This window comes from Ensifer sp. ENS02 (assembly GCF_014851885.1).
GTDB lineage: Bacteria > Pseudomonadota > Alphaproteobacteria > Rhizobiales > Rhizobiaceae > Ensifer > Ensifer adhaerens.
This window is the reverse complement of the sequence record NZ_JACVAO010000004.1, coordinates 82,036-94,608: the sequence shown is the minus strand read 5'-3', so window position 1 is coordinate 94,608 and position 12,573 is coordinate 82,036. Positions and strand designations below refer to the sequence as shown.

Genomic DNA, 12,573 nt, shown 5'->3' with positions numbered 1-12,573 from the left:
GGTTAAGCGAAGGGGCGCGGCAGTACCGCCGCGCTCCCTGATTCGGCCGGGTGCCTGAATTCAGATGCCTATTTCAGATGCCTGGAGTTTGAGGCGTCGCCTGTCGCTAGCGCCAACCAAGTGCCGGCGCGACATGCTTGAGGATCGCCTCGATCACATGGGCGTTGTACTCGACGCCAAGCTGGTTCGGGACCGTCAGGAGCAGCGTGTCGGCCTCGGCAATCGCCTCGTCCTTTGCCAGTTGCTCGACCAGCACGTCGGGTGCTGCGGCGTAGCTGCGCCCGAAAATCGCCCGCGTCTTGTCGTCGATGAAACCGATCTGGTCTTCCTGCTTGTTTCCGCCGCCGAAATACATGCGGTCGCGATCGTCCACCAACGCAAAGATGCTGCGGCTGACCGAGACGCGCGGCTCGCGCATGTGCCCCGCCGCCTTCCAGGCTTCCCGGTAGGCGCGGATCTGGTCGGCCTGCTGGACATGGAACGGCAGCCCGGTCTCGTCATCCTTCAGCGTCGAGCTCTGCAAGTTCATGCCGAGCTTGGCGGCCCAGACGGCCGTGGCGTTCGAGCTTGCGCCCCACCAGATGCGTTCTCTGAGGCCCGCGGAATGCGGCTCGAGGCGCAGCAGGCCGGGAGGATTGGGGAACATCGGCCGCGGATTGGGTTCGGCGAAGCCTTCGCCGCGCAGGACGTCGAGCAGCACTTCCGCGTGCCTTCTTGCCATGTCGCTCTCAGTCTCGCCCTCGGACGGCTGGTAGCCGAAGTGGCGCCAGCCATCGATCACCTGTTCCGGCGAGCCGCGGCTGATGCCGAGCTGCAGCCGTCCGCCGGCGATGAGATCGGCCGCACCCGCATCCTCGGCCATGTAGAGCGGGTTCTCGTAGCGCATGTCGATGACGGCGGTGCCGATCTCGATCCGGCTCGTCTTTGCACCGACCGCCGCCAAAAGCGGAAACGGCGAGGCGAGCTGGCGGGCGAAGTGATGAACGCGGAAATAGGCGCCGTCTACGCCGAGTTCTTCGGCCGCAACGGCGAGATCGATCGATTGCAGCAGGGCGTCGCCCGCCGATCGCGTCTGCGACTGCGGCGAGGGCGTCCAGTGTCCGAAGGAAAGAAAACCGATCTTCTTCATGGCCGTGCCGCCTCCTCGATGGAACCAGCCGCTTCCATGGCATAATTCGGTTCCCGGATACAGCCGGTGTCTGGTGACTTCGCCGTGAACGGCGGCGCGTGGGGATGCGCTCGCACCGCCGCCCTCAAGTCTTTCATCGCACCTGCAGGCGCGCTTTCATATTTGGGTGAAAGCGGCAGGTATAGTCGAAGGTTCCGGCCTTGGTGACGGTGAGTGTCGCCATCTTTTTCGGTGGTATCACCACGTCGAAATCACCCTTGGCCGTTGCCGTGTGCGCCATGACGTCCTTGTTGTCCCACTCGATCACGTCGCCGACGGCGGCGCTGATTTCGGCGGGCGAAAACACGAGCTTTTCGATCGTCACCCGGATGGTCTCCGCCCACGCCGATGGCGCAGCCAGCATCAGAGCCAGGCCGGAAATGGCGCCAAGGCTTCGCTTCCGCATCATGTCGCGGCCTACTTCATCATCCCGGCGACATGCTCGGCATGTTGCTGGTGCCCCTGGAACAGCTTGAGCCCGGTCTCCAGCAGGTCCTTGAGCTCGGCATTCTTCGCGGAGGGAATAAGCAGGGTTTCAAGCGCGCCATTGACCTGCTTGTGGTAGGCCACCTCGTTGGCGACATAGGCCTTGTCGAAGTCGGCGCCGCTCAGCTTCGCCAGCTTTTCACGCTCTTGCGTAGCCGCTTTCGTCAGCGCGCGGCTGGTGTCGTTGTCTTCGGGCGTCACCTTGAGCTTCTTGACGAGATCGAGGGCCTGCTTGTTCACGGCCTCGTGGTCGCGCAGCATGTCGTTGGCAAAGCCGATGACCTCCTTGTCCTTCGAGATTTTCAGGGCCTGCTTGGCGGCCTCGATATCGATGACGCCGGCGGTATAGGCGATATGGGCGATTTGCGGATCTTTGACCTTCGTGTCGGCTGCATGGGTAGCGCCACCGATGAGACAGGCGACGGCGAGGGCTGAAGTGAAACGGGCATACATCGGGAACTCCTTTTCCGGCCGCAAGTGGCACCGGTCTTGATGGATGACACCCGTTGGATGCGCGCCGCAGTCAAAGGTTCCCGAAAATGTCAGCCTGATAGCCCGAGCCGGTGCATGACCGCCTCCGTCAATCGCGCGCAGCGACGTCCAGCGAAGGGAAAGGCATTCAGGAGCACCGGCCCGACCTGGCGATCGATCTGCTGACGGACGAGCTGACGAGCCCGGTAGAGGCGGCTCCTGACCGTCTTTGGGTTGATGCTGAGGAGGGCGGCGGTTTCTTCGACGCTCATCGCTTCGATGACGCGGGCGGTAAAGACCAGGCGGAAGGCTTCCGGCAAAGCGTCGGCGGCCTCTTCCACCAGCCGCAGGATCTGACGCTGCGCGAGGCTGCGTTCCGGATCGTCGGCGTTCGCAGCATTGGGAAAGGGTACGATCTCGGCGCCGGCGTTGTCCGTCGGAAGCGGAACCTCCCGTCGCGTCGCCGACCGGCGCAGGCGTCCGAGCGCCTCGTTCAACACGACCCGATGCAGCCAGGTGGCGAGGCTGGCATCGCCACGAAACGTTTCGAGGTGTTCGAACGCGCGCAGATAGGCTTCCTGCACCACATCCTCGGCGATGCTGTCGTTGCGCACGACGGCGCGCGCGATGCGAAAAAGCCGCTGGTTGTGCCTTGTCATGATGATCCGGAAGGCTTCCGGATCCCTCGCAAGCGCACGCTCGACGAGAGTCTCGTCCGTCAAATGGTCCGCTTCCGCCGTGGCGGGTTTTGTCTGCACGGCATCCTTCATCATCCACCTCCAAACCACCGTTTGATGCGGATCGGGCAAAAACGTTCCCGAGAAAACATACGCCGCGTTAGCGGCAACCGAAATAGGGGCAGGGGCGTGCTTCCAGTCGCGAGGGTGTCTCTACGAAGCGGCATTTCGCGTGTTTTCGCCAGCGGAAGTTGGGTCTTGGGGCGCTGTTCGCGCAGCGGTATTGGCAAGCCCTCTTTTTTTCTCTGGCCAGGGAACTGGGGTTCCCTCTGGCGAGTTTGAGGATCGGCGACCCCGGTGTGCAGGGGCGCGTATCGCGGTCGCATCTTCGCACTAGGAGAGACGACGATGAAGCATCAAACAATAGAACAGTTGCAGGCGCTCGCCGAAATTCGTCCCGATCCCGTCATGACGAGAACGGAACGGCTTCAGCGTTGGGCCGAACTCTTGGAAAGCAATCCCGATCGCCGGCTTGGCACGCTTTCCGGTACTGAACGTGCGACTGCTGCCGTGCGTCAGGCCATGCAGGTCAACGGTTCGCCCATGACCGTCGCCTTCGAGGATACGCAATTGCGCCTCGCGGGGCTCGCAGACGACAGCTACGGCGAAGCAAAACGCTTTTTCGAAATATCGGATCATCAGCTGCACGACATCGTCTGCGACTGCAATTTCGGTAGTTCGGTGCGGGCTGCCTATGCCGCCCGTCGGGTTCGCGCGGCCATTGGTCTCTGGCCGCGTCTGAAGGCGCTCTTTAGCTGAGGGCTGAGCCCATCGGCCAGCCTCGGGGGAAGCCAGGGCGCCAGCCGGAAGCTTCCCTAACCTCCTGTTTCTCGTAAGCGGCGCGGCCTCGCTTTCGCGCCCGGTAAGGATATTGCGCCCGACTGGGTGGCAAACCTGGTTTTGGTCAGCCCGAGCCGATGCGCACCGCGTTGCAACGGACACAGTGTGGTCGTCGCGCGGCATGGCGCAAACCTAGCCCGAGGGAGTATATCGCGATCCTCCCCTCTTGCAGCATCATCCCCTCAACGCCGGTGCCGCGCGGCTCGCCGGGGGTGGAGGGATGTAGCCGCGGGAGGAGGATTTCATGACATTGGCAGCAGTAACCCGGGCTCTGGGTGCAACGTCCGCGCTGGCGATCCTGGTCGGCACGGCGCAGCCGGTTTGGGCCGCACCCGATCTGATCGTGCTCAACGGCGACGTGCGCACGGTGGACCAGGGCAAGCCGAAGGCACAGGCCTTCGCAATCGAGAACGGCAAGTTCACCGCAGTCGGCAGCAACGACGAGATCAAGGCACTGGCCGATGCCGAGACCAAGGTGATCGACGCCGGCGGCAAGACCGTGACCCCTGGCTTCATCGACGGGCATACGCACCTCACATCTGGCATGGACATGGTGACCGGCGTCGACCTCTCCTACATCCCGGACAAGAAGACCTGGCTCGAAAAGATCAAGGAAGCCGATCAGCGCCTGCCGAAGGGCGTCTGGCTGATGGGCGGCGGCTGGGACTACACGCTCGGCGAGGGCAAGCTGCCGACAAAGGAAGACCTCGACGCCGTGGTGCCGGATCGCGTGGTGGTCCTGCGAGATATCGATTTCCATTCCGTCTGGGTCAATTCCAAGGCGCTCGAAGTGGGCGGCGTTACCGCGAAGTCGGAAGTCGAAGAGGGCGGGCAGGTGCTCTTGAACGACAAGGGCGAGCCGAGCGGCATCCTGCTCGAAAAGGCCGGCGACCTCGTCGAGAAGCATCGTCCGGTGGCGACCGACAGCGAGCGGCGGGCAGCGCTGCTTGAGACGATGAAGTTTGCCAACAGCCTGGGGATCACCGGCGTCAACGACATGTCGGATCTCGCCGCCGTGCACGACTATGCCGCGATCCTCTCGGAAAAGAAGATGCCGCTTCGCGTCTGGTACGGCTTCTTCGAAGGAGATCCGAAGAAGATTGCCGCAGCGGTCAAGGATCGCGACGAGGTCGACAAAGCGGCCGCCGATTCCGGCGAGCAGGAGGTAAAGGGGCCGATGCTCAAGCTCGGCTACACCAAGTCGGTGATCGACGGGGTGCTCTCGACCCGCACCGCCTATATGCATGAGGACTATTCCGACCAGCACGGCTGGAAGGGCAAGCCCTTCGAGACCAAGGAGCAGCTGGCGGCGGCAATCAAGGCCTCCAACGAAAACGGCTTCCCGACGGCGGTGCATGCGATCGGCGATGGCGGCGTCAGCCTCGTTCTCGACGCTTTCGCCGAAGCCTCCGTGCCCCGGCCGCAGCCGAACCGTATCGAGCATATCGAGGTGGTCGAGACCAAGGACATCCAGCGCTTCAAGGATCTCGGTGTCGTCGCCTCGATGCAGCCGAACCATGCGACCGGCACGATCGGTAAGTACATCACCGAACGCATCGGTACCGATCGCGAGCCGCGGGCCTATGTCTGGCATTCGATGCTCGACGCCGGCGTACCGCTGGTGTTCGGTTCGGACTGGCCGACATCGCCGCTGAGCCCGCTGACTCAGATCAACGATGCCGTCTTCCGCGAGAGCCCCTTTGGCTTGGGTGACGGTCCCTGGCACCCCGAGCAAGCGGTCACCTTCGACCAGGCCCTGCATGGTCTCACCCAGGCGGGTGCCGACATGACGCCTTGGGGCGGTGAGATCGGCTCGATCAGCGTCGACAAGTGGGCGGATTTCGTCGTGATCGACGGCACTCTGTCCGATCCACTCGACCGTTCGATCCGCGAGCGCAAGGTGGAGGCGACCTATCTCGCCGGAAACGAGGTCTATCGCCGGCCCTGATCGGGGGCGGCAGCGTCCTTCTCTTGCCGGTCGCCGTGCGAGGACACGTCGATCGGCAGCCTTCCCACCGATCCAGATCACGCTCGGCCGGCGCTACCAGCGCCGGCCGATTTGCCGTTCAGGGCCATGGTGCACTAGCTTAGTGCCTGAAAATTCATAATAATTTCGCTTCACTTTGGAGCTTATCAAGCTAAGGACGCGATGGAATGGCGTTGGACTCGTTGGACGTGCGGCTGCTGCGGATCTTCGTGACAATCGTGGAGGCGGGTGGTTTTGCGGCGGCGCAGGGCGAGCTCAACCTGTCGCTCTCGACGATCTCCAACCATATCTCGGCGCTGGAAAGTCGCCTGGGTCTGATCCTCTGCCAGCGGGGCCGGTCCGGTTTCCGTCTTACCGAGGAGGGGCGTGCAGTCTACGAGGAGGCCAAGCGCCTGTTCGGCACGATCGACCAGTTCGATATCCGCATGAAGGGGCTACAGCACCGGCTGAACGGCACGCTTTCCGTTGGTCTGATCGACAACACCCTGTCCGACCCGGCCTCCCGTCTGACCCGCGTCTTTGCGCGGATGACGGATGAAGCGCCCGAGGTGGCGCTTTCGATCGTCACCCGACCGCCGCATGAACTGTTGCGCGACGTGATAACGGGCGAGCTCCACATCGCGATCGCGAGCTTCCCGCGCACGACGCTGGGGCTCGAATATGTCGATCTTTACGAGGAGACGCAGCGCTTCTATTGCGGGGCCGAGCATCCGCTGTTTTCCCGCGATGACAGCACGATCGAAATCGACGACATCCGGTCCTACAATCTGATCGGTCGCTCCTATTGGAATGCGCGCGACCTCAAGATATTCTCGATCGCCAATCCGCGCGCGACGGTCAGCGACATGGAGGCGGAGGCGCGGCTGATCCTTTCCGGGCGCTATCTCGGCTATCTGCCCGATCACTTCGCCAGCCGCTATGTCAGCGCAGGGCTGCTGCGGCCGATCCGCCCGGATCTCTTCAGCTACAGGGCGCCTTTCCAGGCAGCCTTCGACAAGTCGCGGGCGAAATCGGGGCTGGTGCCGTTTTTCGTCAAGCTGCTGACGAGCGAGTTCGGCGTCGCGCCCTCCGGCCGAAGCGCCTCGCGGCTGCGTGCCGGACGTTAGAACGCCGGGTCGCTGCTGCGGCCCGGCGTTCTGAAGGAACAGATTACGTGGCCGGTTCTAGTCGAGCTCGAAGTTCTCTTTGTAGTCCTGCTTCAGGTGCTCCGGCTGGTTTTCCTTCTTCAGGATGCAATTGCCGACGACGAGGCGCTCGATCTCCGTTCCCATGAAGCAGCGATAGGCGTCTTCGGGATTGCAGACGATCGGCTCGCCACGCACGTTGAAGCTGGTGTTGACGAGCACCGGGCAGCCGGTGCGCGCCTTGAACCGGGTCAACAGCTCCCAGTAACGCGGGTTGGTCTCGCGGTGCACCGTCTGGATACGGGCGGAGTAATCGACATGGGTCACCGCCGGTATTTCCGAGCGCGGCACGTTGAGCAGATCGATGCCGAACAGATTTTCCTGCGGGTGATTGGCGTGCAGGCGGCGGCTTTCCAGGACGTCGCCGACAAGCAGCATGTAAGGGCTGTCGGTGTCGATATCGAACCAGTCCGACAGGTCTTCACGCCGGATCGACGGAGCGAAGGGACGGAAGCTCTCGCGATACTTGACCTTGAGATTGAGCATCTTCTGCATCGTCGGCGAACGGGCGTCGCCGAGGATCGACCGTCCGCCGAGAGCCCGCGGTCCGAATTCCATCCGCCCCTGCATCCAGCCGACCGCTTTTTCCTCGGTCAGCGCCGAGACGGTGGAGGAGGTGATCTCTTCGTCCGAGAGGACCTCGAAGTTCGCCCCGGCGTTGGCAAGCCGCTGCTCGACTTCACCTTGCGCGAAGGCCGGTCCCAGATAGCCGCCCGACATGGAATCGCTGTCCTTCACGACACGCGCGCTTCCAAGATATTCGTGCCAGACCGAGAGGGCCGCCCCGAGGGCGCCGCCCGCATCGCCTGCGGCGGGCTGGATCCAGATATCGTCGAAGATCCCGGCCTTCAGCAACTTGCCGTTCGCCACGCAGTTGAGCGCGACGCCACCGGCAAGGCAGAGGTTCTTTTCGCCTGTCTGGCGCCGGGCATAGCGGGCGAGCCGCATGACCGCCTCTTCGGTCACGACCTGCACGGAGGCCGCAAGGTCCATCTCGCGTTGGGTCAGCGGCGATTCCGGCTTGCGGGGTTCGCCTCCGAAGAGGTCGTGAAAGGCCGGCGAGGTCATCTTCAGGCCCGTGCAATAACCGAAATAGTGCTGGTCCAGACGGAAGGAGCCGTCGTCCTTGAGATCGATCAGGTTGTCGAGGATCGTCTGCGCAAAACGCGGCCGCCCGTAGGGCGCAAGCCCCATCACCTTGTACTCGCCCGAATTGACCTTGAAGCCCGTGTAATAGGTAAAGGCCGAATAAAGCAGGCCAAGGGAGTGCGGGAAATGCAGCTCCTTCAGGAAGTCGAGGCGATTGTCATGGCCATGGGCAAGCGATGTGGTGCACCACTCGCCGACGCCGTCCATGGTGAGGACTGCGGCTGAGGCGAAGGGCGAGGGAAAGAAGGCGCTCGCTGCATGGGACTGGTGGTGCTCGGTGAAAAGCAGCGAGCCATCCCATTCCTTCTTGCCGACAAGCTTGCCGAGATCCTTGCGCAGCATCTTCTTCTGGAAGAGCTTTTCCTTGATCCAGACCGGCATCGCCACGCGAAACGAACTGAAGCCGTGCGGCACTGTCGCAAGATAGGTCTCGACAAGCCGCTCGAACTTCAGGAACGGCTTTTCGTAGAAGACGACATGGTCGATGTCGTTCATGGTGCAGCCTGCTTCCGACAAGCAGTACTCTATTGCCCGCGCCGGAAAATCGGGGTCGTGTTTCCGGCGCGTAAAGCGCTCTTCCTGTGCAGCGGCTACGATGCGCCCGTCTTCGACGAGCGCGGCCGCGCTATCGTGGTAAAAGGCCGAGATACCGAGGATACGCACGATGGTGCCGCCTAGAACAGCGTATAGATGAAGGGGGCGACGGCCGTTCCCTGCGTCAGTACCACCAGGGTTCCGAAGATGGTCGTCATGACCAGGATCGGCAGCAACCAGTATTTCTTCCGGTTGCCCATGTAAGACAGGAGTTCCCTAGCAAGGTCCATTTTCGTGTCCTCTGTCCGATACAATAAGGGATAGGTTCTTCAAATTTCAGAACTGGTTTTTCATCGTTGCCTGGGCTGCTTCGCCCTGTGGCTTGTCGATCCAGTAGGTCTTGGCGTTCTTGTCGAACTGTTCGGTCAGCGCGTCATTGCCGCGAAGCCTGAGATAAATGCCGATCGGCACGAAGGTCGTGACGTAGATCAGGAACATCACGACCGGATTGACGATCTTGAACAGCACAAGGCCGAGCCGCATCCAGAGATGGTTGGCGCGTGTCAGGGTCGAAGGCGCGATCAGGGCCAGCACGACCAGAACCACGCCGATCAGGGCGAGCACAGCCGTTACGGTCGTAATCTCGGAAGCCCGCCACCATTTCACGAGCGCGATCAGGGTAAGGATGCCACCGACGGTGTAGCCGAAACTTCTGTTCGACGGTCCTTCCGGGGGCTTCTCGTTCAGTGGTCCGTGAGAAATGCTCATTGCTATCCACCTCAAAGCGGTTAGCTAAAAAACGCACAATTTTCATTGTGCCGACGAATGAAAAACTCTTTAGTCATTTATATTGGGAGAATATGAGCGGCAAATACTGGGGTAGGTCAATATGCCAATGGATATAGAGGGTCATATCCGGCTTACGATTCTTGGCGCGATCTTCTGATACTCGGGTTGATGTCCGCCGGTCGGCCCTGTTCCAGGGCTTGCCTGCAGCAGTGCAAGGTTCGTGTGGTCCGGGCGCGCGCGCGTAACCTTGGCTATACTGGTGGCGAATGCATTTGAGCGCTGGAAGAGACGAGCGTATGCTGACGACACTTGAATATGCTGATTGCAGCGGCTGCCAGGGCCGTGCCGTCCTCGTCGTCGAAGATGCGGTCGGCGACGGTCGGTGGCCGCGATTTGATTTATTCTCGCTCGTCACGCGCAGGGTTGTTTTCAAAGGGGCGGCGCAGAGCGGAGACTTGGCATGAAGCTAGAGCCGTCAAACCGTTTCAGCGCCCGCCGCGTGAGCCCGACGGCGGCCGCTCCACCACACGGTGCCGGCGCGCCGATGGATCTGGACCAGGCGTCCGGCCGCAAGGTCTGGACGAACACCTTCCGAGCTCGTTCCGACAAGGTGATCGCCGTCGGGCGCATTCTGCTGGCGCTCGGCAGCGTCTGGATCGCCTGGCTCGATTCCGTTCACGTGCCGCTGCCGCCAGAGCCCATCTACTTCCTGCTGATCGGCTATCTCTTCTATGCCATCGCGGCCGCCTTCCTCGTCTGGCGCACGGAGATTTCGCGCGTGCGCGGCACGCTGGTGCGTCACATCATCGATGTCGCGGCGTTTGCGATCTTCATGTCGATGACCGACGGCCCGGCAAGCCCGTTCTTCATGCTGATGCCGTTCACTTTGCTGTCCGCGACGCTGCACTGGCGCTGGCGCGGGGCGCTCTACACCGGTCTCGTCTGCCTGGCGGCCCTGCTCTACCTCGGTTACTTCGATGCCGGCGATATGCTCGATCCGGATGCCGATACGACGACGAACGCCTCGCGGATCCTCTTCATCTTCGTTGCGGCTGCGCTGCTCGTCTGGCTGGGCGCACACCAGGAGGCGGTCCGGGCCGAGCTTCTTCGGCTGGTGCAGCGAACACCGAGCCAGCCGCGGGGACGCGAGTGGCCGGCGCGCGCGGCCCTCGATTATGCCGCCCATGTCATGCTGGTTCCGCGGGCCCTCTTGTTGTGGACCGATGCGGAGGAGCCCTGGACCTATGCGGCCCTGTGGAACGAAGGCGAACTCGAGGTCATGCAGATGCCGCCCGATGCCTTCGGTACCTGGACGGACGAAAAATTGCTGCGCAGCAGCCTGCTTGTCACCGAGGCCGCGCGTGGTCGCGTTCTCGTGCATATCGGCGAGGGGCGGTTTCATCAATGGTCGGATCCCGATCCCCCGATCTCGCCAGCGCTTGTGGAAGCTTTCAACATCAACGCCGCGGTCTCGACCTTCTTCCAGGTCGACGATCTGCAGGCGCGCCTCTTCGTTCTGGAGCCGCCTGCGCTCACGCTCGATGACGTGGCGATCGCGGAGATCATCGCCGACAGGATCAAGGCGCTGTTCGAACAGGCGATCCTGGTTAGACGCCTGAGTGACGAGGCGGCCGTCGACGAGCGCATCCGCATCGGCCGCGACCTGCACGACGGGGTGCTTCAGGCGCTTGCGGGCACAGCACTGCAGCTTCAGTCGCTGCGCAAGCTCAAGGATGCGGGGCCGGATGTGCTTGCTGAACGCCTCGAGGCCATCCAGGCGATGCTGCTCGAAGAACAGCGGGAGCTTCGCGGCTTCATCCGCGCGCTCGAGCCGGGTGGCAATCTCCAGGCTACCGGCGAAATGCAGCTCGAGCGTCAACTGGAAGCGGTGGCCGCACGGCTGCGGCAGCAATGGCAGATCGACGTCTCGATCGCCTTCGACCCGCCGTCCGGCATCGACCTGCCGCTGGCGCTGACCTACGAGCTTGCGCGCATGACGTCCGAAGCGACCGCCAACGCGGTCAGGCACGGCGGCGCGCAGAAGGTCAGGATCACGCTCAGCATCGACAACGGATCGATCGTGCTGACGATCGACGACGACGGGGTCGGCTTCGGTTATGGTGAGCGTCTTGACCATGCCGAGCTTGAACGAGAAAAAATCGGACCGCGGAGCCTGCGTGAACGGGCGGCAGCGCGTGGCGGAAAACTTGCGATCGAAAGGATAGCGGAATGGACTCGAGTGGTCGTCATGCTGCCAATGCCGCAATAGCGTTGCGCGCGGTCGTCGTCGACGATCATCTGATCGTGCTCGACGGGCTTCGCCGGCTGATCGAGACCGTGCCCGGCTGGGAGGTGGTGGCGACCTGCGAGCGTGCGACCGATGCGCTGCAGGTTCTGTCCGAGCGGGGCGCCGATATCGTCGTCGCAGATCTTCGCATGCCGCATATGGACGGGCTCGAATTCATACGCCGGGTGCGCAGCGCCCACCGACAGCAGATCGCGATCGTCATCCTGACGGCTGATATCGGTGACGATCAGGTTGCCGAAGCGATCCGGCTCGGAGTGAACGGCATCGTCCTCAAGGAACAGGCCCCGGACACCCTGCTCGACTGCATGAATGTCGTGGCCAGCGGCAAGACCTATTTCCAGGATCAGGCGCTGAAGTCCGCGATCGAGCGGATACGCGCGCAGGAGGCCGTTGAGACCCGGGGCGTCGACCTCCTGACACAGCGCGAGATCGAGGTCTCGCGGCTGGCGGCCTCGGGGATCCGCAGCAAGGAGATCGGTGCCCGGCTCGGCATATCGCCGGGCACGGTCAAGCTGCATCTCCACAGCATCTACAGCAAGCTCGGAATCTCGACGCGCGTCGAGCTGGCCAATCTGGCGAACCGGCTCCCGAAGAGCCCACTATGACGGCGTCGCCCGCGCTTGCAGGCCCCCTGCTTCTGGCCTGAGCCTCCCCTTTCGAAAACATCCAGCCCGCGACGAGACGCCGCGACCGGCGCTTTCTGCCGCAAGCGAACTGTAAGAAACAGGGCCGGAGTATATCCATCTGGATATATTCAGAACGAAAATCCTAGGATAGAGTTCGGAATTGTAAGGCGTCTCCGGCAGAGAAGTGAAACCTCCGAAGCTCATGTCGCTATATAACGAATAAGTTCATGTTTTCGTATTCTGAAGATATTGACGGTGTTCTTCTCTGTTCCGGAGAGCCACTATGCATGTTCA

13 protein-coding genes are annotated in these 12,573 nt (G+C 62.4%); 6 read left to right on the top strand and 7 right to left on the bottom strand.

The window, feature by feature from the left end:
- Positions 1–106: 106 nt before the first annotated feature.
- The 4 genes from IB262_RS10070 to IB262_RS10055 all read right to left on the bottom strand — a co-directional run bounded on the left by IB262_RS10070 (position 107) and on the right by IB262_RS10055 (position 2,898).
- Entirely contained in the window at positions 107–1,129 is a 1,023-nt protein-coding gene (locus IB262_RS10070; protein WP_034789718.1) for an LLM class flavin-dependent oxidoreductase, read from the bottom strand.
- Positions 1,130–1,262: 133 nt separating this feature from the next.
- Positions 1,263–1,574, bottom strand: coding sequence for a cupredoxin family copper-binding protein (locus IB262_RS10065; RefSeq protein ID WP_034789875.1), 312 nt, complete (start codon positions 1,572–1,574; stop codon positions 1,263–1,265).
- Between the two features lie 11 nt (positions 1,575–1,585).
- Positions 1,586–2,107: a DUF4142 domain-containing protein gene (locus IB262_RS10060; protein ID WP_034789715.1), complete on the bottom strand. Its 522-nt coding sequence runs from the start codon at positions 2,105–2,107 to the stop codon at positions 1,586–1,588.
- 89 nt (positions 2,108–2,196) lie between these two features.
- Positions 2,197–2,898: an RNA polymerase sigma factor gene (locus tag IB262_RS10055; protein WP_082584561.1), complete on the bottom strand. Its 702-nt coding sequence runs from the start codon at positions 2,896–2,898 to the stop codon at positions 2,197–2,199.
- 312 nt (positions 2,899–3,210) lie between these two features.
- Between IB262_RS10055 and IB262_RS10050 the strand changes: the two genes are divergently transcribed.
- The 3 genes from IB262_RS10050 (at position 3,211) to IB262_RS10040 (ending at position 6,795) form a co-directional block, all read left to right on the top strand.
- Positions 3,211–3,621 carry a hypothetical protein gene (locus tag IB262_RS10050; RefSeq protein ID WP_034789708.1) on the top strand — a complete coding sequence of 137 codons (411 nt, stop codon included), beginning with the start codon at positions 3,211–3,213 and terminating at the stop codon, positions 3,619–3,621.
- A 325-nt stretch (positions 3,622–3,946) separates the two neighbouring features.
- Positions 3,947–5,650 carry an amidohydrolase gene (locus IB262_RS10045; RefSeq protein WP_034789705.1) on the top strand — a complete coding sequence of 568 codons (1,704 nt, stop codon included), beginning with the start codon at positions 3,947–3,949 and terminating at the stop codon, positions 5,648–5,650.
- 206 nt (positions 5,651–5,856) lie between these two features.
- Positions 5,857–6,795: a LysR family transcriptional regulator gene (locus tag IB262_RS10040; protein WP_060643603.1), complete on the top strand. Its 939-nt coding sequence runs from the start codon at positions 5,857–5,859 to the stop codon at positions 6,793–6,795.
- Between the two features lie 57 nt (positions 6,796–6,852).
- Here the strand turns inward: IB262_RS10040 and IB262_RS10035 are convergent, their stop codons facing one another.
- Genes IB262_RS10035 through IB262_RS10025 form a run of 3 tightly spaced genes read right to left on the bottom strand, consistent with a single transcriptional unit; the run spans position 6,853 to position 9,324 of the window.
- Positions 6,853–8,685 (bottom strand): carbamoyltransferase, encoded by a 1,833-nt coding sequence (locus IB262_RS10035; protein WP_034789695.1) that lies wholly within the window; start codon positions 8,683–8,685, stop codon positions 6,853–6,855.
- An 11-nt stretch (positions 8,686–8,696) separates the two neighbouring features.
- A complete protein-coding gene (locus IB262_RS10030; RefSeq protein ID WP_089043047.1) occupies positions 8,697–8,846 on the bottom strand; it encodes a DUF5989 family protein in 150 nt (49 codons plus the stop codon).
- 46 nt (positions 8,847–8,892) lie between these two features.
- Entirely contained in the window at positions 8,893–9,324 is a 432-nt protein-coding gene (locus IB262_RS10025; RefSeq protein WP_034789693.1) for an SxtJ family membrane protein, read from the bottom strand.
- A 317-nt stretch (positions 9,325–9,641) separates the two neighbouring features.
- Here IB262_RS10025 and IB262_RS10020 point away from each other — a divergent pair, with 317 nt between their 5' ends.
- The 3 genes from IB262_RS10020 to IB262_RS10010 are packed head-to-tail and all read left to right on the top strand — an operon-like array spanning position 9,642 to position 12,258.
- Positions 9,642–9,809: a hypothetical protein gene (locus IB262_RS10020; protein ID WP_156400694.1), complete on the top strand. Its 168-nt coding sequence runs from the start codon at positions 9,642–9,644 to the stop codon at positions 9,807–9,809.
- Positions 9,806–11,614, top strand: coding sequence for a sensor histidine kinase (locus IB262_RS10015; protein ID WP_082566252.1), 1,809 nt, complete (start codon positions 9,806–9,808; stop codon positions 11,612–11,614). The genes IB262_RS10020 and IB262_RS10015 overlap by 4 nt, the downstream gene beginning before the upstream one ends.
- Complete coding sequence (locus IB262_RS10010; RefSeq protein ID WP_034789687.1) at positions 11,575–12,258, top strand: response regulator transcription factor; 684 nt, start codon at positions 11,575–11,577, stop codon at positions 12,256–12,258. Before IB262_RS10015 ends, IB262_RS10010 begins: the two co-directional genes overlap by 40 nt.
- Positions 12,259–12,573 lie beyond the last annotated feature (315 nt).

Coding starts and splice junctions, on each gene's coding strand:
- IB262_RS10070 (WP_034789718.1), bottom strand. CDS start 1,129: ATGAAGAAGATCGGTTTTCTTTCCTTCGGACACTGGACGCCCTCGCCG.
- IB262_RS10065 (WP_034789875.1), bottom strand. CDS start 1,574: ATGCGGAAGCGAAGCCTTGGCGCCATTTCCGGCCTGGCTCTGATGCTG.
- IB262_RS10060 (WP_034789715.1), bottom strand. CDS start 2,107: ATGTATGCCCGTTTCACTTCAGCCCTCGCCGTCGCCTGTCTCATCGGT.
- IB262_RS10055 (WP_082584561.1), bottom strand. CDS start 2,898: ATGATGAAGGATGCCGTGCAGACAAAACCCGCCACGGCGGAAGCGGAC.
- IB262_RS10050 (WP_034789708.1), top strand. CDS start 3,211: ATGAAGCATCAAACAATAGAACAGTTGCAGGCGCTCGCCGAAATTCGT.
- IB262_RS10045 (WP_034789705.1), top strand. CDS start 3,947: ATGACATTGGCAGCAGTAACCCGGGCTCTGGGTGCAACGTCCGCGCTG.
- IB262_RS10040 (WP_060643603.1), top strand. CDS start 5,857: ATGGCGTTGGACTCGTTGGACGTGCGGCTGCTGCGGATCTTCGTGACA.
- IB262_RS10030 (WP_089043047.1), bottom strand. CDS start 8,846: ATGGACCTTGCTAGGGAACTCCTGTCTTACATGGGCAACCGGAAGAAA.
- IB262_RS10025 (WP_034789693.1), bottom strand. CDS start 9,324: ATGAGCATTTCTCACGGACCACTGAACGAGAAGCCCCCGGAAGGACCG.
- IB262_RS10020 (WP_156400694.1), top strand. CDS start 9,642: ATGCTGACGACACTTGAATATGCTGATTGCAGCGGCTGCCAGGGCCGT.
- IB262_RS10015 (WP_082566252.1), top strand. CDS start 9,806: ATGAAGCTAGAGCCGTCAAACCGTTTCAGCGCCCGCCGCGTGAGCCCG.
- IB262_RS10010 (WP_034789687.1), top strand. CDS start 11,575: ATGGACTCGAGTGGTCGTCATGCTGCCAATGCCGCAATAGCGTTGCGC.